The following is a 20,750-nucleotide window of genomic DNA, read 5'->3' as shown; positions in this document are numbered from 1 at the left end:
AATATAATTTTTCTAAACGTATATTAAATAGAGGCTTTAATTACTATCTAGATGGATATGTAGAGAATATATATATATAAACGCTAAAAAGATTAAGGCGGTTGTTTATGGAACACATCGTTATCATGTAGAAATTACATTAAATGGGGATGACATAAAAGAGATGTCTTGTGATTGTCCTTATGCACAAGATGGACACAATTGTAAGCATATAGCAGCAGTTCTTTTTGAATGGGAAAGACGTGTGAGTCATCCAGAAATAGCTAATTCAGAAATCATTGATGATGCATCAGATGATGATATACGTTCTTTTCTTTTGCAGTTATTTAATGAAAATCCTGAGTTAGTAGAACGTTTTAAACAATTTACATCAACAGATAATTCTATGGATGCAATGACTAGCGAATTATTTACAATTATAAATCATTACCAATATGCTCATAAATATATTAATATTGATAATACTGTGCCTTTTTGTGAGGATTATGAAAAGTGCGTATTTAAGTGGTTTGATCTTTTGGAACAGAAAGAAGAATACTTTAATGCGATTCGTTTCTTAGCTGAGGCTTATAGTATACTAGACTCTCTTGATATAGATGAAGATGAACAACAACCTTATGCTTTGTCATATTATATTAATGAGGCATTTACATATGTTCTTCCTTATATAGACATATCCGAAAGGAAAGAAGTTTTTGATTTACTACGCCAGCAATTCTATTCTATGAAGAATTATGCTTTTAAAATAGATCTTGTAGAGACTCTTCTTAGTCGTTTTATTGGAGATGAATATGTAGAATCTCAGCTTGATTTCGTAGAGGAACAATATGATTATTTTGGTAAGTATCCTTCTAAATTTGATAGAGAGTTTATGATTAATTCAGTTGTGAATGATTATCTTGAACTTTTAGAAAAGAACAATGCATCAAAAAAGGAGTTAAAAGATGTTTATAAAAAGTATTGGAAATATGATTCTGTGAGAATGAGTTGTGTTAAAGAGTGCATACTTAATAAGGAATATGACCAAGCTTTGAAATATCTAGATAAGTGTATTAAGCTTGACTATAAAGATCAATCTCTTTATAAGCGTGATATAGAGATGAAGAAAGATATCTATCAAAAACAAGGAAATAGAGAAGGCTACAGAGAAATGATAAAGATACTTGTCCTTGATTTCCGTGATGCTAGTATAGAAGAATATATTGAATTAAAGAATCTTTATATGAGTGAAGAATGGGTGAAGGAAAGAGATTCTATCATTAAACAGATCAATTCTGATTGGCTCTTATGTGATATATATGCCCATGAGAACCTTCATAAACAATTACTTGATAGTATAATAAAAAGTAACAATAAAAGCTTGTTGAAACAATATAGTCATCTTCTTAAAGTTGAATATCCTGAACAATTACTTCATATGTATAGAGTAGCTGTTGAAAAAGAGGCAGAGCATGCAAGAAATAGATCATATTATCATCAACTAGTAAGAGATTTAAGAACTATGAAACGTATTGATGGTGGTGATAAAGTCGTAGATGAAATTATCAAGAAATGGAAGGATCAATACAAAAACAGAACTGCAATGATGGATGAGTTAAGCAGAATATAAGTCCGGTGTGATTTTCTTATTGTATGCTTGGCAGGGCACTCATTCAGTCTGACTACAAGACATTACCGTAAAGTGAAGAAGTGTTATCGTAATTTCTTTGAGCGTACGTGTAGAAATAATATTAATATTACTTCTTTTCTACCTTGCTATAATAAAACTATACATTGGAGGTACTTATATGGAATGGGAAACTTATTTTCAAAAACGAATATTGGATAGGGGGTATGACTATTATTTTGATGATCGCGTAGAAGATTTACGTATTAATTCTAATAGGATTAAAGCAGTTGTTAATGGGACAGATTTTTATCATGTAGAAATTAAATTAAATGGAAATCAAATAATAGGCATGTCCTGTGATTGTCCTTATGCATTAGATGGACATAATTGTAAGCACATGGCAGCTGTTTTATATGAGTGGCAACTAAGAGTGACTCGTCCAGAAATAGATAGTTCCCAGCTTGTTGAAGATGCTTCAGAAGAGGATGTACGATCATTTCTTATTCAAGTACTTGATGATAATCCTAATTTAGTAGAATCGTTTAAACACTATACACAAAATGAAATTTCTCTGGATACAATGATTGATGATTTGGAGGGAGTTTGTGATTCTTATAGTGATGGTTATCATTATATCGATTATGAATTTAGCCGTGATTTTTGTGATAACTATGAAGATGCTATTGACAAGTGGCTTGATGTTTTAAAGAAAAGGGATCAATATTCTCTCGCATTTAGATTCTTATTAAAAGCTTATGATATATTCTATAAGTTAGATATTGAAGATCATGAAGGTGAAACGCATGTACTTTCAATTACTATTATAAGCGAATGGGCAAATATAATTAGGGGTATGGATGACTTAGAAAGAATAGAAGCATTTAATTTACTTAAACAGTATCTAAACAACATAAAAGATTATTACGATATACAACAGATTCTTGAAATACTCTTTGATTGTTTACCGGGTAAAGAATTCTTAAAACATCAACTTAATTTTATGAAAGGACAGTTAGACTACATAGAGAGTCATAATGATATTTTAGATAGAGAATATGCACTTGAAAGATTTGCGACAACGTATCTTGATTTATTAAAAAAGAGTCGTGCATCAAAGAAGGAGATAAGTGCCATTCATGAAAAGTACTGGAGATATCCTCCTATTAGAATGGATTGTATCCATGCTTGTATAGATAATAAAGAATTTGATAAAGCTTTGTGTTATATCGATAAATTTATTGAATTTGATTATGAGAACCAGTCTCTTATGAAATTTGATATGATGATGAAGAAAGATGTTTATAAGAAACAGGGAAACAGAGAAGCTTATAGGAAAGAATTAAAGAATTTGATTCTCTTTTTCAATGATACTAATTTAGAGGATTATGTTGAGCTGAGAAGTCTTTTTTCTGATAAAGAATGGATCAAGGAAAGAGACTCTATAATTGAACAGCTTACTCCTGGAAGGTTCTTATGTGAAATATTAGAAACAGAGCAACTATATGAACAGCTTTTAGATGTTCTCTTAAGAAGTGACAATAAATATTTGCTGCATCAATATACTGATTTGCTTAGTGAGAAATATCCTGAACGGCTGCTTCAGATATATCGAGAAAATGTTGAAAAACAGGCTGAATCTACTGGAAGCCGAAAACATTATTATCAAATTGTAGAAGAGTTAAGAATAATGAAATCTATTAATGGTGGTAATAAAATCGTTAATGAAATCATTACGAAATGGAAGGTTCAATATAAAAACAGAAGCGCAATGCTTGATGAATTAAATGGAATATAGTCCACTCCGGTGGACTTTTTTTACGTCCTTCTTTTACATAAAATAGACTCATCAATGGAAAACATAAACAAAAGGAGGTAAATGGAAATGAGCTAGTATTATCTTGTAGTAGATATTGGAACTTCTAGTGAGCATCATATATTAGCCTGTATACAAGAGAGAAAAATCAAACTAGAAGAAATATATCATTTTGAAAATGGAATGAAAAAGTGTAAGGAATTAAACAAGATTCCTGTCAGCATGTCTATTGATACTTGGGCAGTGGATTATGTCTTACTAGATGAAAATAATCATGTTGTAGGTGATTCTTATGGTTATCGTGATTATCGTACGGATGGTATGAATAAAGTAGTTAATAAGGTTATTGATGAAAAAGAATTATATGCTAAAACAGATTTTTAATAAACAAGTAATCAGTCATTATCGTCACCTTCATACGTGAAATTTTAATGAAATAATAGATATATTTCATTCGTTGGATACTATTGACTAACAGTAGGATAAAATGATAGATTATTAATCAGTTTATATATAAAGGAAGAGAATAAAAAAATGTTAAATACTTTCATGGAAATTGGTATATTAATTGTTGGTTTTATATTATTGATTAAGGGTGCAGATTTCTTTGTGGATGGAAGTTCTTCTGCCGCAAAAAGATTAAAAGTCCCTTCAATGATCATTGGACTTACAATTGTTGCCATGGGTACAAGCTTACCTGAATGTGCAGTCAGTGTCACTGCCTCAATGAGCAACAATAACGCTCTTGCAGTCAGTAATGTAGTAGGATCTAACCTATTTAACTTAATGGTTGTATGTGGTGTATGTACATTATTTGTACCTCTTGCAGTCTCTACAGATACATTAAAGAAAGAATTCCCATTCTCTATTATCTGTGCTGCTTTATTACTTGTATTTGGTTTAGATAGTATGCTAGGTAGAGTAGATAGTGCAATCTTTATTGTATTATTTGCCGCATATTTAGGATGGATGATCTACTCAGCATTACAAGCAAGAAATAAAGCATTAAGTGAAGACAATGATGAAGAAATCAAGCTATTACCAGTATGGCAGTGTATTGTATATATTGTCGGTGGTGCGGCTGCTATTAAATTTGGTGGTGATTTCGTCGTAGAAGGTGCTACAGCTATTGCGACTATGCTAGGACTTAGTCAGAACCTTATTGGTTTGACTATTGTCGCTTTAGGAACAAGTCTTCCAGAACTTGTCACTTCTATTGTAGCTGCAAGAAAGAATGAAATCGATATGGCTTTAGGTAACGTTATTGGATCTAATATTTTTAATATCTTGCTTGTATTAGGTATTGCCGGGGTCATTAGTCCTGTTGCCATTATTACAGAAAACTTGATTGATACATTTATTTTAATTGCAGTAAGTACTCTTGTATGGGCATTTGCATGGAAGAAGAAAGAACTTGTTAAGTGGCAGGGTATTGTGATGCTTGTCATTTATACAGCATATCTTGTTTATATTTGTATGCGTTAAGAAGGCGATGCCTTCTTTTTTTTGTAGTTGCTTAATAGTTGATAGCGCAACTAACGATATTAAGCTATATTTGAAGTAAGGAGGGAAATAAAAATGAAAATTTCATTAATGTTATTAATAGCGCTTATACCTACACTTATTGTCTGGGGTGTAATCATCTATGTCGTTTATTTGCTCATTGTCGCATTAAAAAAATATATTAAATCAGAGCCAGTACGTAAAGAAAAGGAAGAGTATGCTAAAACACTAGGAGGTATGATTAAAAAGCACCGCATGGAATGTCAGATGACTCAGGAATTTGTAGCAGAAACACTTGGTGTATCTAGACAGGCAGTCTCTAAATGGGAAAATGGTTCTTCTGATCCAAGTACGACTAATCTTATAGCGCTTGCAAGTTTGTTTGATATTACACCTGAAGAAATGTTGAAAGAAATACGATAAACTTTACAAAAATACCTACCATTTTAAGTGATTATTTATTATACTTGTGAAGTATTTTTTTTAAATACTGATTTTAAAATTTAAGGGGAGTTTGTAGTATGATTCAATTTTTTAAAAACAACATCGAACCTAGAAAGAAATTAAGAACAGCTGAAATTATTGTTCTTATTGCGTTAGTATTAGGTTCAATTATTTCTCTTTGTGTAGGTCTTAAAGAAGTACATTCTAATCCTGGTAAAGTGGATTATGTACAAAGCATTGTAATGAAAAGAAATACACAGGATGAAGACTATAGTTCAGACAACACAGTATGTGATGTTACATATAGTAAAGGTGACAAACAGCTTGTTGTTTCTTATTCTTATGAAGAATATACACAGTTAAAGAATAAGACTATTACTGCTTATGAATTCAAGACAAGTAATGGAACTGACTTATACTTTGATCACAAAGATGTGAGTCAGAAAGAAGTTAAACATTCTTATAAGCAGGTCATGGCAAATAAGACTATGTACATCTTTAACCTTGCATCTTCTTTATTTATCTTAAGCTTATCATTGGCTTTAATGTTGTTATTCTCTAAACAGTTTACAACATATGAAAAGAGCTGGTTCATGACTATCATGGTACTTGCTACTATTTTCGCTGTTGCTTTCCCAGAAGAAAGTGCAAATGGTGTGAATGGTATTGTTATCATGTTATTGTATCTTTTAGATACATTCTTAAATATCTTATGTGAATTACTCATTTCTAAACAGTCTCGTTACAACTTCTTAGTATCTGTTGCTGTAGAAATTGCGGAAATCGCAATGTGTATTGTATTAATGTATCGTTTTGCAACAATGGTGACTACATTATTCTTCTGGCTTCCAATTGATATCATCAGTTATATCAACTGGTCTAAGCATAAAGATGAAGAAGAAGATGAATTAACAATGGTAAGAAAACTAAAAGGTTACCAGGAAGTACTTGTTATTGTAGGTATCTTTGTATGGACAATCGTTGTTGGTTATTTCATTAGTGGTTTAGATATTGCAACTGATTTCTATACAAATAAGACATTAGAAACATGGATCATTTATATTGATGCCTGTGCCTCTGCCGTAGGTATTGCGAATGGTTTATTTATCTTCTTCAGATTAAGAGAACAGTGGATTGCATGGTATATCTGTGCTGCTTTAGAAGCTATCATTAACATCTTATCTGGACAATATGTATTATTAATTCTTAAACTTGGTTATTTCACTAATACAACTTATGGTTATATTAAATGGACTAAATATATTAGAGAACACCAGAAAACAAACGAAAAACTATCTTTATTCTAATTAAATTTCTCTATAACTTGAGAGTAGCTTATAAAACTGCTACAATAGGAACGTAAAAACATAAAGAAACAGGAGTGATTATTATGGCAATTGCTGCAGGAGATTTTAGAACTGGACTTACATTAATCGTTGATGGCGATCCTTGGGTTGTTTTAGACTTCCAACATGTAAAACCTGGTAAAGGTGCTGCTATCTTAAAGACTAAGATGAAGAACCTAAAGACTGGTTCTACACAGGACAGAAACTTCAACGCTTCAACAAAATTCGAAGCTGCTAACATTGAAAAGAAAACAGCACAGTACTCATATGAAGCTGATTCTACTTATTATTTCATGGATATGGAAACATATGATACTTATGAATTATCAGAAGAACAGATTGGATTCAATAAGTATTTCATCGTAGAAGGAAGAGAAGCATCTCTTATGTTCTTTGAAGGTGATTTATTATCAGTATCTATCCCAGAAAAAGTTGAATTAACTGTTGCTAAGACAGACCCAGCTATTAAAGGTGCACCATCTAACCAGACTAAGGATGCTGTTACTAATACTGGTCTAACATTAAGAGTACCTCAGTTTATTGAAGAAGGCGAAGAAATCGTTGTCTTCTCATCTGATGGAAAATACGCAGGAAGAGCTTAATATAAGCTCTTTTTTCACATATGAATAAAGTTGTACTTGTAACAGGTGGTGCTCAGGGGATAGGGAAAGCCATCGTATTAGAACTTGCGAAAAACCATTATGATGTAGTGATCAACTACCTTACTTCTAATAAAGCAGCGGCTTTATTAGAAGAAGAGATTAAAAAAAATTATGATGTACGTGTAATGACTGTTCAGGCAGATGTGTCAAAGGAAGAAGAAGTGGATGCCATGATTTCTTTAATAGAGAAAAAATGGGGTGGTGTTGATATTCTTATTAATAATGCTGCGGTTGATTTATCCAATCTCTTTCATCTTAAGACAGCAGATGAGTTTAGAAAGACATTGGATGTCAATGTCGTAGGGGCATTTAATTGCAGTAAGCGTGTCTATAGACATATGCTTGATCAGGAATATGGACGTATTATTAATATTTCTTCTACCAATGGGATAAATACCTATTATCCAATGTGTATTGATTATGATGCCTCTAAAGCGGCGTTGATCTCATTAACACATAATCTTGCCTTTGAATATGGGCCATATATTAATGTGAATGCAATCGCACCAGGATTCATTGGAACAGACAATGAACTAGATGGATATGACGAAGAATTCTTAAAAGAGGAACAGGAAAAGATCATGGTGAACCGTTATGGTAAACCAGAAGAAGTGGCTTATCTTGTGAAGTTTCTTATTAGTGATGAAGCGAATTTCATCAACAATACAATTATAAGAATAGATGGCGGCCAGAAAGGCAGCTGTTAAAAAAAGGTCCTGAAATCAATCAGGACCTTTCGTGTTATTTCTTTAAAACATTTGTAAGGGCGAATAGAATAGAAAGTTTACTATATTCTAGTGTCAAACCACCCTGGATATAAAGTGTATAAGGTGCAACAACAGGTGCATCGGCACTTAATTCAATTGTACTACCAGAAGTAAATGTACCAGCAGCCATTACTTCATCATGAGGATAACCAGGCATTGGTGCAGGCATAGTGGCTACAAATGAATCAATTGGAGAACTATTCTGAATAGCCTGTGTAAACTTCACTAGGTTTTCTTCTGTACCAAGTTCTAACGTCTGAATAATATCAGTTCTTTCTTCATTATATCTTGGAGATACATTATTAAAGCCTAACTTTTCTAGCATATAAGCACTAAATACAGCACTCTTTAAAGCATTCTTTACTGCATTAGGAGCCATAAACACACCCTTGAAGAATGTATTATTCATATTGAAGTTAGCTCCTAGATCTTTACCAATACCAGGTGCAGTTAATCTTTCAGCACACATAAAGATTAAATCTTTTCTACCTGCAATATAACCACCAGTAGGAGCAATACCTCCACCTAGGTTCTTCATTAAAGACCCTACAACGATATCAGCACCAATATGTCCTGGTTCCTTCTTTTCTACAAGTTCACCATAGCAGTTATCTACCATGATAATAACATCCTTATTGACTTCTCTGATCTTAGTAATAATACGTTCAAGCTTAGAAAGTGTTAAAGATAAACGTGAAGAATAACCCTTAGATCTCTGGATTTCTACAAGTTTAACATCATTCTTTTTTAAACGTTCTACGATTTTATCATCATCGAAATCATTATCAACTAAATCAATCTGTTCATAAGATACACCATGAGCCTTTAATGACTGACTAGATTCTCCTGAAATACCAATCATTTCCTGTAAAGAATCATAAGGTGCTCCAGATAATGAAATCATTGTATCACCATGCTTAAGTAAAGCAGATAAAGTTAAATAAAGCGCATTTGTACCACTCATGATCTGTGGTCTCACTAATGCATCTTCGCATCCAAGAATAGTTGCGAAAATAGCTTCTAGCTTATCTCTTCCTGAATCATAGCTGCCATATCCATTCATGTCCGCAAAATCAGAATAGCTGACATTATTCTCAATGAATGCAGAAAGAACTCTGTTTGAGTTATAGAAACAAACATCATCAATCTTTTCATAAATATCTTTTAATACAACATCAGATTCATTCGCAATTCTTAATAAGTTTTCATCTATTTGTTCTAATATCATAATTCCTCTCCTTTGAATACCTGTGCTATTATACACCAAATACACCACTATTTTAAAGAAAATCACAAACTCTTAGAATTTTAAATCCTTACAAATAAGATGATTTGTTGAAGGATTATTTTGTTATGTTTACTCTGTTCAAGAAATCTATTAGAATATCTAATGAAAGGGGTTTACATATGTATAAGGTTATAGAAGTAAAACAGAGTATATTTGAAGATAATAATAAGGATGCAGATTTATTAAGACAGGAATGCAAAGAGAAGGGTGTTTTCTTACTTAATATCATGTCTAGTCCAGGTTCAGGAAAGACAACTACGTTATCACGCACTATTGAAACAATCAAAGATGAAGTGAATATTGGTGTTATGGAAGCAGATATTGATAGTGATGTGGATGCGCACACTATTAGCCAGTATGGTGTACGTACAATACAATTACACACAGGAGGCATGTGTCATTTAGATGCGGATATGACAAGACAGGGATTACATGAATTAGGAATGGAAAATCTAGATCTTGCAGTATTAGAAAATGTAGGAAATTTAGTATGTCCTGCGGAATTTGATACAGGTTCCTCTTTAAATATTGCGATATTGAGTGTGCCAGAAGGGGATGATAAGCCTTTAAAATATCCGCTTATGTTTGAAGTATGTGATGTAGTACTTATTAATAAGGTGGATGTTCTTCCTTACTTTGATTTCGATATAGAAAAGTGCAAAGAGAATATTCATTATCGTAATAAGAATGCAAAGGTGTTTGAAATATGTGCAAAAAGTGGCGAAGGAATCAAGCCTTGGTGTGATTACCTCTTAACACGCATAAGAGAATGGAAGGAATAAAATAATGGCCTATAGAGATAATATTGATAGACTTGCAAGACGTATTACAGACCGAATACCAGTGAAGTTTAAGAAGCTTAAGGAAGATGATCCTGAATACAAATGTTTAAGTGAAATCTTGAATGATGAACAATGTAATTTATGTTTATTTTTTGAAGTACGCAAACCTATGTCTTTTGAAGAAATTCTTAAAAGAACAGGCTGGGAAGAAGAACGTGTTGAACGTGTATTAAAAGAAGTATGTGATATAGGGATGATTGAGTATAACTGGGAAAACGAAGATCATCATAAACAATATGTGATGCCTCAGTTTGTCCCTGGTTCTGCAGAATTCATGGTTATGAATAATGATTTAGTCAAAGAACATCCAGTTGTAACTGATTTTTTTGAACAGATGACAAGATTACCACTAGAAAAGGTCACTCCAATGGTGCCTCCAGGAGGGGCTGGTATTGGGATGCATGTTATTCCAGTAGAAAAATCTATTGAAGCCAATCAGGAAGCAGTGTCTGTAGAAAAGATTTCTCACTGGTTGAATAAGTATGATAAGTATGCTTTATCTCCATGTTCATGTCGTAGACAACAAAGAGTTCGAGGAGAAGGTACAGGTGATATTGAAGCCGATGTATGTATTGCGGTTGGGGATATGGCTGATTATGTTGTAGAGACAAATAAAGGTGGTCATTACTGTACTTATGAAGATGTTATTGAAACATTAGAAAGATGTGAAAGAAAAGGTTATGTGCATCAGATTACAAATATTGATGGTGAAGATAAGATCTTTGCGATTTGTAACTGTGCAGCAGGTGTATGTAATGCCTTAAGAACAAGTCAGCTCTTTAATACACCAAATATGTCTGCAAGTGCTTATCGTGCACACATGGATGTCAGCAAGTGTGTAGCCTGTGGTAAGTGTGTAGAAATATGTCCAGTAGGAGCTGCAAAGCTTGGTCAGAAGCTTTGTACAAAGAAGGGTCCTATTGAATACCCACAGGTGGAATTACCAGATATGATTAAATGGGGACCAGATCATTGGAATCCTGATTTTAGAGATACTGCCAAAGTCAATTGTTATGAAACAGGAACTGCTCCTTGCAAAACAGCCTGTCCTGCTCATCTTCCTGTACAGGGCTATATCAAGATGGCCAGTGTTGGACGTTACATGGATGCTTTAAAACTTATTAAAGACTTTAATCCATTCCCTGCAGTATGCGGTTCTATATGTAACAGAAGATGTGAACAGGAATGTACACGTGGATTATTGGATGCCCCTCTCGCAATTGATGAAATCAAGAAGTTTATCGCGGAAAGAGAACTTAATGAGGAAGAACGCTATATCCCATTATGTGAAAATGAAGAGGGCGGATTCTATCCTCATAAGATGGCTATTATTGGTGCAGGTCCTGCTGGTATGAGCGCTGCTTATTATTTAAGAATCAAGGGTTATCCTGTCACTATCTTTGAAAAAGAAGAAAAACCAGGTGGTATGCTTCGTTATGGTATTCCATCATTTAGATTAGAAAAAGATGTCATTGATGCAGAAATAGAAGTACTTAAGGCAATGGGCATTGAATTTAGATGTGGTGTAGAGATAGGTAAAGACATCACTATTGATGGATTACGTGAAGAAGGTTATGAAGCCATCTATCTTGCGATTGGTGCACAAGGTGGTAAGAAATTAAATATTCCTGGAATGAATGAAGAGTATGTTATGACAGGTGTTGATTTTTTAAGAGAAGTCAATAAAGAAGAGAGTAAAGATATGCTTAGTGGTCATGTGGTTGTCATTGGTGGTGGTAACGTGGCCATGGATGTGGCAAGAAGTGCTTTAAGAAGTGGTGCAGCGTCTGTTGACTTATTCTGTTTAGAATCAGAAAAAGACATGCCTGCAAGCCCTGATGAAGTAGAAGAAGCCATCCATGAAGGTATTACTATGCATTGTGGATGGGGTCCTCAGGGAATCAAGGATCATACAATCACATTAAAGAAATGTATATCTTTAAGGGATGAAACAGGTGCTTTTAATCCATCTTATGATGAAACTCAAACAGAAAGTTACCCATGTGATTATGTCTTATTATCTGTAGGACAGGATATTATTCCTGTAGAAGGATTAGATATCAATACAAATCCAAATGGTACAATTCAAGCGGATGCCATTACTTTACAGACTTCTGTAGAAGATATCTTTACAGGAGGAGATGTCTATACAGGTCCTCGCTTTGCGATTGATGCGATTGCACAGGGTAAAGAAGCGGCTGAATCAATGCATCGTTATGTACATAAGGGGCATTCTTTAACTTTAGGTAGAGATTTACACCAGTTTACTCAGTTTGATAAGGACAATATTTTAATCACTTTAGACTTTGATCATTCAAAGAGACAGATTCCAGGTACTAAACAGGGTCTTGCGACAGAAACATTTAAAGACTTACGTTCTACATTTACGCCTGAACAGGTAAAAACAGAAGCAAAACGCTGTCTTGGATGTGGTACAAGTGTAGTAGATCCTAATAAATGTATTGGATGTGGTCTATGTACAACTAAATGTGAATTTGATGCAATCAAGCTTACAAGAGATATTCCAGAAGGAAGCAATATGGTAAGATCAGAAGATAAGTTGAAGGCAATTCTTCCTTATGCTGCAAAAAGACAGATTAAGATCTTACGTAATAAGAAGAAATAAAGATGCATGAATTAGGTATTGTCGTACATATTGTCAGAACATTAGAAGATGTTGCACAGGAAAATAGTCTCACAGATATCCGCAAGGTCACATTACAGATAGGCAAGGTCAGTGGTATTGAACCAGACTATTTAGTAGACTGCTGGGAATACTATAAGAAGAAAGTGCCATTGCTTAAGTATTCCACACTTGATTATGAATGGATTGAAGCTATTACAATCTGTCATAACTGTCAAAATACTTATTCTACAATCGATTATGGCAGAGAATGTCCCTATTGTCATAGTGGAAATACTGTCTTACTGCAAGGCAATGAATGTTTAATTAAAGAAATAGAAGGAGAATAACTCCATACAAAAAATCCTCTCTGTAACGAGAGGATTATTTTTTGTGGATATCTTCTGTACCTGCTTTTATAGCAGTTTCATAATACCAGAGTTTATGATCAATTGTTTCTAGTTGTTTTTCTAATTGTCGCATTTCTTCTAATACAATCTCTTTTCTTCTCACAAAGAGTTGATAACGTTCTTCTAATGATTCATCACCACGTTTAACCATTTCTACATATTGTTGCATTTCAGAAATACTCATACCTGTATTCTTGAAACATTCAATAATACGCAGCATAGAAATATCTTTTTCTTTAAAAATACGATAACCTGATTCATTCTTTTCTAAGAAAGGAATGAGTCCCATTTTATCATAATAACGAATAGTAGAAACAGGTAAAGACATCATTTCTGATACCTGTTTAATTGTATAAGTCATCCAATCACCTCTTTAATAGTATAAGAAATAATAGAATGTGATTCAATAATTCTTGACCTTAAACCTTGCTTTAACGTTACAATTTTTTTAGAGAGGTGATATAAATGAAATCAAAAGTATTATTTACACGTACAATTTCTCCGGAAATGGTTCTTACTATGTATGAAGAGTTAGGAAAAGAATTAACAGGTCATATTGCGATTAAGTTACATTCAGGAGAAGAAGGAAATCAGAATTTCTTAACACCTGAGTTCTGGGCTCCTATAATCCGACATCTTGATGGGACAGTTGTAGAATGTAATACAGCTTATGAAGGATCAAGAAATACAACAGAAAAACATCTAAAGACAATCGAAAAACATGGATGGTCACGATATTTTAATGTTGATTTGTTAGATGCAGAGGGACCAGATCTTGTATTAGATATTCCAGGTGGTAAAGTGATTCAAAAAAACTATGTTGGAAAAGATATTGCAAACTATAATGGCATGCTTGTCTTATCACATTTTAAAGGACATCCAATGGGAGGATATGGAGGTGCTTTAAAGCAGCTTTCTATTGGTTGTGCATCTTCTTATGGCAAAGCATATATACATGGTGCAGGTGTTCCGGAAGATATATGGACAGCGAATCATGATTTATTCTTAGAGTCTATGGCTGATGCTGCATCATCTGTTCATAATTATTTTAAAGATAATATTGTATATATCAATGTGATGAAAAATATGTCAGTCGATTGTGACTGCTGTGCAGTGGCAGAAGATCCATGTATGAAAGATATTGGTATTTTGATTTCTACTGATCCTATTGCTATTGATCAGGCATGTTTAGACCTTGTCTATGCTTCAGATGATCCAGGTAAAGAACATCTTATTGAACGTATTGAATCAAGAAATGGTGTTCATACTATTGAAGCAGCAGAAGCATTAGGATATGGTTCTAGAGATTATGAACTTATAGAAATCGAGTCATGACAAAGTCACTATATATTTTCCTGTAAATGTGTGACTATTATTGCTGAGATAAAATAAAAATATAGGTAAAAGACAACAAATGGGCGTTGGAAAACCTATATTTTTTATTGACTTTTGCAATTACATAGTATATAACCTAATGATACTATTCAGATTACAAAGGGGGACTTATATGGAAAATAATGTTACATCAGGAAATATATTAAAACATATCGCATTTTTTGCGATTCCATATCTTTTATCTTATTTCTTACAGACACTCTATGGTATGGCTGATCTATTTATAGTGGGGCAATTTAATGCGGTAGATGGAATTACAGCTGTTTCTAATGGAAGTCAGGTCATGCATATGTTGACAGCAATTTTTGTAGGACTTGCTATGGGGGTTACTGTTTCTATCAGTCATGCAGTAGGAGCTAAGAATCATACATTAGTAGAAAGAACGATAGGTAATACGATTACACTCTTTGCATGTATTTCTATTGTTTCTACTATTCTGTTGCTTATTTTTGTTAAACCACTTGTTGTGTTACTCAATGTCCCACAAGAAGCAATGTCTGGAACTGTGCAATATCTTGTCATATGTTTTATAGGGATCCCTTTCATTACTGCTTATAACATCATCAGTTCTATATATAGAGGCTTAGGAGATTCTAAAAGCCCTATGTATATTATTGCGATTGCTTGTTTATTAAATATTATCTTAGACTATATCTTTATTGGATTATGTCATATGGGACCAATAGGGGCAGCACTTGGAACTACTGTGTCACAAAGCGTGAGTGTTATTATCGCACTCATCTCGATGAAATATCGTACTTCTGACATTCATATCAAAAAAGAAGACCTTCGTCTTCAATCTCAAGTATTTAAACAGATTCTAAAAGTAGGCTTTCCTGTCGCAATACAGGATGGATGTATTCAGATTGCCTTTATAATCATTACTATTATTGCGAATAGCCGTGGATTAAACGATGCCGCTGCAGTAGGTATTGTAGAAAAGATGATTACTGCCATCTTTATTATTCCTTCTACAATGCTTGCGACTGTATCATCTTTATCTGCACAAAATATCGGTGCCAAAGACTACGGACGTGCTCGTACAGTATTAAAATATGCGGTTATAATTACTACTCTTTATGGAATCATTGTTGCCTTGATTGTAGAATGTGCTGCACCTACACTTCTTGGATTATTTACTAAAGATACTACAGTAATCTTACTAGGTGTACAATATATCAGTTCTTATATTATTGATACAATATTTGCAGGGATTCACTTTAGCTTTAGTGGTTACTTTGCAGCAGATGGAAAGAGTTATATTGGCTTTATTCACAATATTATTGCTATTTCATTAGTCAGAGTACCAGGTTCTTATATTGCTTCTATAATGTATCCTCACAATTTATTTCCAATGGGACTTGCAGCTCCTTTAGGATCATTATTATCAGTTATTATCTGTTTAATCGCATATCGTATATTGAAGAAGAAAGATGAATTAAGTGTGCTATAATTAATTATAAGAGAGGTACATTTATGAATAAGATAAGATGGAATCAATTGTTCACTCCAAGAACATTAAAGAGAGGATATGAACTGTACCAAAGAGGTGCAGTAGAAGACATTCAACATAATGAATATGCAATCAAAGGAAGCATATTTGACGATGAAGACTATTACTCTATTGTTTATTTACGTGATGGAATGATAGAAGATATGGATTGTAGCTGTGAGAATGAAGATGAATATTGTGAACATATTGCAGCACTTCTTTATGCCTATGATCCTAAACAGACATATCAGTTCCATGATTTTCAAGAAGCCGATACTGATGAAAAGTACAAGTCTGTAATCAGAGATATTATTACAGAGAGTGGAAGCTATAAAGAGATGATCAATAAACTCATTTCCTATAAACGCTCAATTCTTCCTACAATAACAGAAGACTCTCTTGGATCACTTAATTTGGTATTTGAAACATTCTACCTCATTTCATCTATACCTGAAGAAAAAGATGATATCTTAGAAGAACTTAAGAATGATTTAAAAATAATCATTTCTTGCAGTCATAATAAAAAGACTTTATTAGATGTATTTGAAAGAGAATACCATTTTCATAAGTATGAGAAAGAAGATGAAGAGTATCTCACTGAAGTCTTTCTAGAATGTTTTAATGATGAAGAATTATATGAAGACAAGTATCGTATTGTGAATCATATGATTCTAGGTAGTGAAGCCTTGAAAGATATCTGGGATGGACGTATGCAATATTCTCGCTGGATATACATAGGATTAAAGATGTTGCAGGAAGCACATCAGTCTCATCAGGATATTCTTCATTTCCTTGATACATATCATAATTATCCACCAGTGTTTACTCGATATGCGAATATATGTTTAGAAAATAGAAATTCTAGTAAAGCGCTTGAAGTCGTTGAACTTGGATTAAAGTATCATCAAGAAGATGAAGATTTACTTAAGTTGAAAGAGGAGATTTCACCTTGTCTAAACCTTAATATTATAGATTGGGCGGATCAGTTTACAGATGTCATCTTAAAGCGTGGTTATGATTATTTTTATAAGAAGAAGATCAAGAAACTCTATCAGGAACCTTATGGTATTGCGGCTGTAGTAGAAGGATCAGAAGATTATCATGTGACTATAGATTTAAAGGATGAACAGGTCACTGGTATGTATTGTGATTGTCCTTATGCCAATAAAGGACATCATTGTAAGCATATGGCAGCTGTACTTCTTGCATGCAGTGAACATGAAAATTATGATGATATCAAAGAAAAACTAGATATCGAGTTTATAAAAGAACTCAAAGAACGTATTCATACACTTCCAAGAGATCAATTAGAACAGCTCCTTTTTAATGAAATGAGATTTAACGAATCTTTACAGCAACGCTTTATTGATCTTATTGAAACAACTACAATTCAAGATAAATACTTAGACTATCTAGTAGAACTGATAGATGATAATGAAGATCATATATCAATACTTTTAAAGAAGTTGAAAAAGTATCTTCGTATCTCTTTAAGTAAACTTATATCAAAACGTGATTACCAGACAGCACATGCGCTTATTGCCTGCACATTAAGTAAAGTCACATGTTTAGATCCGAAGAAAGAAGTCTATGAATTCCTTACAGATATCCACGAGTATTTGAGACAACTTATAAAAATCTATCCTTCTAGTGAAGAAGCCTTTAATGCAGTGAAGGAACTTTATAGTGACTGCTGTCTGCCATTTTATGAAGGTGTGATTGATCCAGTACTCTTAAATGATTTTGATAGTAAGCACTTCTATGATTTGAAGTTCAACCTTATTCATCAGAAGATTCTCTATTCATCTCTTTATGATGACAGAGAACTGCAAAAGGTTATTTATGAACGTTGGACAAAATATGGTTTGGATTTACTTATAGAATCAGGTAAAGAAGAATCAGTGATTCTTGATTATTTAAGTCAGTATGCAGATAGTGAAGCAGTACAAGTCAATTATGTTGATTACTATGTAAGAAAAGGTAACTATCAGAAAGCATTGGATATTTTAGATGAGCATACAGGTCAAGCTTATGAAGTAAAAAAACAAGAAGTTATAGAAGCAATGAATCATCATAAGGAAGTATCTTAAAGACTGCGAGAGCAGTCTTTTTATTGACTTCTTATAGCATAAGATTATAATAGTTCATATATGAACTATCTAAATATGAAAGAAGGTAAGAGTATGTATTTCAATATAGAGTTTCCAAATAAAATGGCTCATGCATATAGTGTAATGTGTAAACCACTATGTCAGGAAATAAAATTACCACAAACAGCTTTTGATATATTGATGTTTTTATCGAATAATCCTCAATATAAGACAGCAAGAGATATTGTAGAAGTAAGAAAAATTAAAGCTAATCTTGTTTCTATAAATGTAGATAAGCTTGTAAAAGAAGGGTATCTAGAAAGAAGAGAAGTGGCAGGAGACCGCCGAAAGACAGAACTTGTATGTACTTCTCAGGCAGATTCTATTATAGAAAAAGGACGCGTAGTTCAGAAAGATTTTAAAGATATATTATTTAATAATATGGAAGATTCTATGAAAGAAATATTATTTAAAGGTATGGAAATCATGGAAGATAATCTTGATAGGATATTGGAGGATCAATAATATGACAGTGTTAATGACTATTCTTGTTACATTCTTTGCGGGTATGGGTGCAGGACTTGGTACTGGTTTTGCAGGTATGAGTGCTGCAGCTGTTATAAGTCCAATGTTGATTACTTTCTTAGGAATGGATCCTTATATGGCTGTAGGGATTGCCTTATCTTCAGATGTACTAGCAAGTGCAGTCTCTGCCTATGAATATGGTAAAAACAAGAATCTAGATATTAGAAACGGTTTAATCATGATGGTTTCTGTATTATGCTTTACAGTAGTAGGAAGCTATATCTCTAGTTTAGTGCCAGCAGCCACTATGGGTAATTTCTCAGTCTTTATGACAATGCTTCTTGGTGTAAAGTTTATCCTTAGACCCGTTATGACAACAAAAGAATCTATGGAAGCAGTCTCTCCTCAAAAAAGAGCCATTCAGTCAGTCATCTGTGGTGTTATTATTGGTTTTATCTGTGGTTTCATTGGTGCAGGTGGAGGTATGATGATGCTTCTTATTCTTACTTCTGTATTAGGTTATGAACTTAAAATAGCAGTAGGAACAAGTGTCTTTATTATGACATTCACTGCCTTAACAGGTGCTGTATCCCATTTTGCGATTGGTGGGACACCTGACTGGGGTGTATGGATTCTATGTGTTATCTTTACATTCATCTGGGCAAGAATTGCGGCGCGATTTGCGAATAAAGCGACTCCAGAAACATTAAATAGAGTGACAGGTATCATTCTAGTTATATTAGGTGTTGTGGTATTTGCATTTTCAATGGTGAAATAAAAAAAAATCTTCTTTACATATGACGTAAAGAAGATTTTTTAATTACTTAGAAATAATTTCTACACCATCTTCTGTCACAAGAAGAGTATGTTCCCATTGTGCTGATAGTTTTCCATCATCTGTATAAACAGTCCAGTCATTATCAGTACCTAGATGGATATGACGTGTTCCCTGGTTAATCATTGGTTCAATAGTAAATACCATTCCAGGAACTATTAATACAGTCTTTTCTTTTGGTGTATAATGATATACATAAGGATCCTCATGCATGGCTTTTCCAATACCATGACCACAGAACTCTTCTACAACACTATATCCATTAGCATGGGCATGCTTTTCAATTGCTGTACCAATATCAGCAATAGTACTTTCCCAAGGCTTTACAGCCTTCATACCTTCTTCAAGACATTCTTTAGTCACTTTTACTAGACGCTGTGCTTCTTTTGATACATTGCCTAGCATAAACATTCTTGAAGCATCCGCATAATAGCCATTTACTCCAGTTGTCGCATCCACATTAATGATATCTCCATCCTGAAGTACATAATCTCCAGGAATACCATGACAAACTTCATCATTGACAGAAGTACAGATACTCTTAGGATACCCTTCATAGTTTAAATCTGCAGAATAACCTCCATGACTTGAAGTATAAGCTACAGCCATATCATCAATATCCTGTGTTGTCATACCAATTTGAATATGTTCTTCAATATAATCTAATAATCCATTATTGACAACAGCTGCTCTTTTAATAGCTTCAATCTGTTTCTCATTCTTAATCATTTTATGATTAGGAATAAGATAACCATGTTTTTTATATTGTTTAAGCTTTTTATCAAAAGCTTCATGACAATCATGATAGTCTAACTGACTACCACACCAGCATTTTCTTTTCATTCTTTTACCTTCTTTCTGTATAAAGTATACACCATTTTTTAAAAAATTACATTGAAAGTTAGTTGTATATAACTAGGAGTACACAAATGATTTATTATTTTACAGGAACAGGCAATAGTCGATATATTGCAAGAGAACTACATCAACAATTAAATGAAGATTATATAAGTGTCAACTACCCACGACCTAAAGGTCATGGGCTTGTAACTGCCCAGTCGTACTAACGGTTTACACCTCCGACCTTTAACCCCAATAGATATTGC

At 33.3% G+C, this 20,750-nt stretch carries 19 protein-coding genes; 16 read left to right on the top strand and 3 right to left on the bottom strand.

What is annotated here, in order from left to right:
* Nucleotides 1–55 precede the first annotated feature (55 nt).
* The 8 genes from QVO42_RS05175 (at nucleotide 56) to QVO42_RS05140 (ending at nucleotide 8,084) form a co-directional block, all read left to right on the top strand.
* On the top strand, nucleotides 56–1,609 hold the full coding sequence (locus QVO42_RS05175; protein WP_353867243.1) for an SWIM zinc finger family protein: 1,554 nt from the start codon (nucleotides 56–58) through the stop codon (nucleotides 1,607–1,609).
* 178 nt (nucleotides 1,610–1,787) lie between these two features.
* Nucleotides 1,788–3,404 carry an SWIM zinc finger family protein gene (locus tag QVO42_RS05170; protein WP_022425088.1) on the top strand — a complete coding sequence of 539 codons (1,617 nt, stop codon included), beginning with the start codon at nucleotides 1,788–1,790 and terminating at the stop codon, nucleotides 3,402–3,404.
* Nucleotides 3,405–3,605: 201 nt separating this feature from the next.
* Nucleotides 3,606–3,806: a rhamnulokinase gene (locus QVO42_RS05165; protein ID WP_022425087.1), complete on the top strand. Its 201-nt coding sequence runs from the start codon at nucleotides 3,606–3,608 to the stop codon at nucleotides 3,804–3,806.
* A gap of 150 nt (nucleotides 3,807–3,956) precedes the next feature.
* Nucleotides 3,957–4,907 (top strand): calcium/sodium antiporter, encoded by a 951-nt coding sequence (locus QVO42_RS05160; RefSeq protein WP_022425086.1) that lies wholly within the window; start codon nucleotides 3,957–3,959, stop codon nucleotides 4,905–4,907.
* Nucleotides 4,908–5,000: 93 nt separating this feature from the next.
* Nucleotides 5,001–5,348: a helix-turn-helix domain-containing protein gene (locus tag QVO42_RS05155; protein ID WP_022425085.1), complete on the top strand. Its 348-nt coding sequence runs from the start codon at nucleotides 5,001–5,003 to the stop codon at nucleotides 5,346–5,348.
* A gap of 98 nt (nucleotides 5,349–5,446) precedes the next feature.
* Entirely contained in the window at nucleotides 5,447–6,676 is a 1,230-nt protein-coding gene (gene pnuC, locus QVO42_RS05150; protein ID WP_022425084.1) for a nicotinamide riboside transporter PnuC, read from the top strand.
* An 83-nt stretch (nucleotides 6,677–6,759) separates the two neighbouring features.
* On the top strand, nucleotides 6,760–7,317 hold the full coding sequence (gene efp / locus QVO42_RS05145; RefSeq protein ID WP_006504282.1) for an elongation factor P: 558 nt from the start codon (nucleotides 6,760–6,762) through the stop codon (nucleotides 7,315–7,317).
* 20 nt (nucleotides 7,318–7,337) lie between these two features.
* Nucleotides 7,338–8,084 carry an SDR family NAD(P)-dependent oxidoreductase gene (locus tag QVO42_RS05140; protein WP_022425083.1) on the top strand — a complete coding sequence of 249 codons (747 nt, stop codon included), beginning with the start codon at nucleotides 7,338–7,340 and terminating at the stop codon, nucleotides 8,082–8,084.
* Between the two features lie 34 nt (nucleotides 8,085–8,118).
* Here QVO42_RS05140 and QVO42_RS05135 read toward each other — a convergent pair whose 3' ends face one another.
* A complete protein-coding gene (locus QVO42_RS05135) occupies nucleotides 8,119–9,372 on the bottom strand; it encodes a methionine gamma-lyase family protein (protein WP_022425082.1) in 1,254 nt (417 codons plus the stop codon).
* Nucleotides 9,373–9,551: 179 nt separating this feature from the next.
* Here QVO42_RS05135 and hypB point away from each other — a divergent pair, with 179 nt between their 5' ends.
* The 3 genes from hypB to QVO42_RS05120 are packed head-to-tail and all read left to right on the top strand — an operon-like array spanning nucleotide 9,552 to nucleotide 13,247.
* On the top strand, nucleotides 9,552–10,214 hold the full coding sequence (gene hypB, locus QVO42_RS05130) for a hydrogenase nickel incorporation protein HypB (protein ID WP_288163859.1): 663 nt from the start codon (nucleotides 9,552–9,554) through the stop codon (nucleotides 10,212–10,214).
* 4 nt (nucleotides 10,215–10,218) lie between these two features.
* Nucleotides 10,219–12,900 (top strand): FAD-dependent oxidoreductase, encoded by a 2,682-nt coding sequence (locus QVO42_RS05125; protein ID WP_022425080.1) that lies wholly within the window; start codon nucleotides 10,219–10,221, stop codon nucleotides 12,898–12,900.
* 2 nt (nucleotides 12,901–12,902) lie between these two features.
* Nucleotides 12,903–13,247: a hydrogenase maturation nickel metallochaperone HypA gene (locus QVO42_RS05120; RefSeq protein WP_022425079.1), complete on the top strand. Its 345-nt coding sequence runs from the start codon at nucleotides 12,903–12,905 to the stop codon at nucleotides 13,245–13,247.
* 34 nt (nucleotides 13,248–13,281) lie between these two features.
* On the opposite strand, the gene QVO42_RS05115 is transcribed toward QVO42_RS05120, so the two are convergent.
* Entirely contained in the window at nucleotides 13,282–13,668 is a 387-nt protein-coding gene (locus tag QVO42_RS05115; protein WP_006505079.1) for a MerR family transcriptional regulator, read from the bottom strand.
* A 104-nt stretch (nucleotides 13,669–13,772) separates the two neighbouring features.
* On the opposite strand from QVO42_RS05115, the gene QVO42_RS05110 reads away from it, so the two are divergent.
* From QVO42_RS05110 to QVO42_RS05090, 5 genes are all read left to right on the top strand, one after another.
* The gene (locus QVO42_RS05110; RefSeq protein WP_022425078.1) at nucleotides 13,773–14,642 is read left to right on the top strand and encodes a DUF362 domain-containing protein; all 870 of its coding nucleotides are present in this window, start codon (nucleotides 13,773–13,775) and stop codon (nucleotides 14,640–14,642) included.
* A 172-nt stretch (nucleotides 14,643–14,814) separates the two neighbouring features.
* A complete protein-coding gene (locus QVO42_RS05105) occupies nucleotides 14,815–16,155 on the top strand; it encodes an MATE family efflux transporter (RefSeq protein WP_022425077.1) in 1,341 nt (446 codons plus the stop codon).
* A 23-nt stretch (nucleotides 16,156–16,178) separates the two neighbouring features.
* The gene (locus QVO42_RS05100) at nucleotides 16,179–18,284 is read left to right on the top strand and encodes an SWIM zinc finger family protein (RefSeq protein WP_022425076.1); all 2,106 of its coding nucleotides are present in this window, start codon (nucleotides 16,179–16,181) and stop codon (nucleotides 18,282–18,284) included.
* Between the two features lie 93 nt (nucleotides 18,285–18,377).
* Entirely contained in the window at nucleotides 18,378–18,809 is a 432-nt protein-coding gene (locus QVO42_RS05095) for a MarR family winged helix-turn-helix transcriptional regulator (RefSeq protein ID WP_022425075.1), read from the top strand.
* Between the two features lies 1 nt (nucleotide 18,810).
* Entirely contained in the window at nucleotides 18,811–19,587 is a 777-nt protein-coding gene (locus tag QVO42_RS05090) for a sulfite exporter TauE/SafE family protein (protein WP_022425074.1), read from the top strand.
* Between the two features lie 42 nt (nucleotides 19,588–19,629).
* Here the strand turns inward: QVO42_RS05090 and map are convergent, their stop codons facing one another.
* Complete coding sequence (map, locus tag QVO42_RS05085; RefSeq protein WP_022425073.1) at nucleotides 19,630–20,487, bottom strand: type I methionyl aminopeptidase; 858 nt, start codon at nucleotides 20,485–20,487, stop codon at nucleotides 19,630–19,632.
* Nucleotides 20,488–20,750 lie beyond the last annotated feature (263 nt).

This window comes from Catenibacterium sp. CAG:290, from assembly GCF_000437715.1.
In the GTDB taxonomy this organism is placed as follows: Bacteria; Bacillota_I; Bacilli_A; order Erysipelotrichales; family Coprobacillaceae; genus Catenibacterium; species Catenibacterium mitsuoka_A.
The sequence above is the reverse complement of the archived record's forward strand: the minus strand, read 5'-3'. Positions and strand labels throughout refer to the sequence as shown.

Excerpts from the sequence above, each read along its gene's own strand:
- QVO42_RS05095 (WP_022425075.1), top strand. The coding sequence starts at position 18,378 with ATGTATTTCAATATAGAGTTTCCAAATAAAATGGCTCATGCATATAGT.
- QVO42_RS05135 (WP_022425082.1), bottom strand. The coding sequence starts at position 9,372 with ATGATATTAGAACAAATAGATGAAAACTTATTAAGAATTGCGAATGAA.
- QVO42_RS05140 (WP_022425083.1), top strand. The coding sequence starts at position 7,338 with ATGAATAAAGTTGTACTTGTAACAGGTGGTGCTCAGGGGATAGGGAAA.
- map (WP_022425073.1), bottom strand. The coding sequence starts at position 20,487 with ATGAAAAGAAAATGCTGGTGTGGTAGTCAGTTAGACTATCATGATTGT.
- efp (WP_006504282.1), top strand. The coding sequence starts at position 6,760 with ATGGCAATTGCTGCAGGAGATTTTAGAACTGGACTTACATTAATCGTT.
- QVO42_RS05105 (WP_022425077.1), top strand. The coding sequence starts at position 14,815 with ATGGAAAATAATGTTACATCAGGAAATATATTAAAACATATCGCATTT.
- QVO42_RS05170 (WP_022425088.1), top strand. The coding sequence starts at position 1,788 with ATGGAATGGGAAACTTATTTTCAAAAACGAATATTGGATAGGGGGTAT.
- hypB (WP_288163859.1), top strand. The coding sequence starts at position 9,552 with ATGTATAAGGTTATAGAAGTAAAACAGAGTATATTTGAAGATAATAAT.
- QVO42_RS05115 (WP_006505079.1), bottom strand. The coding sequence starts at position 13,668 with ATGACTTATACAATTAAACAGGTATCAGAAATGATGTCTTTACCTGTT.
- QVO42_RS05090 (WP_022425074.1), top strand. The coding sequence starts at position 18,811 with ATGACAGTGTTAATGACTATTCTTGTTACATTCTTTGCGGGTATGGGT.
- pnuC (WP_022425084.1), top strand. The coding sequence starts at position 5,447 with ATGATTCAATTTTTTAAAAACAACATCGAACCTAGAAAGAAATTAAGA.
- QVO42_RS05160 (WP_022425086.1), top strand. The coding sequence starts at position 3,957 with ATGTTAAATACTTTCATGGAAATTGGTATATTAATTGTTGGTTTTATA.
- QVO42_RS05100 (WP_022425076.1), top strand. The coding sequence starts at position 16,179 with ATGAATAAGATAAGATGGAATCAATTGTTCACTCCAAGAACATTAAAG.
- QVO42_RS05110 (WP_022425078.1), top strand. The coding sequence starts at position 13,773 with ATGAAATCAAAAGTATTATTTACACGTACAATTTCTCCGGAAATGGTT.
- QVO42_RS05165 (WP_022425087.1), top strand. The coding sequence starts at position 3,606 with ATGAAAAAGTGTAAGGAATTAAACAAGATTCCTGTCAGCATGTCTATT.
- QVO42_RS05125 (WP_022425080.1), top strand. The coding sequence starts at position 10,219 with ATGGCCTATAGAGATAATATTGATAGACTTGCAAGACGTATTACAGAC.
- QVO42_RS05120 (WP_022425079.1), top strand. The coding sequence starts at position 12,903 with ATGCATGAATTAGGTATTGTCGTACATATTGTCAGAACATTAGAAGAT.
- QVO42_RS05155 (WP_022425085.1), top strand. The coding sequence starts at position 5,001 with ATGAAAATTTCATTAATGTTATTAATAGCGCTTATACCTACACTTATT.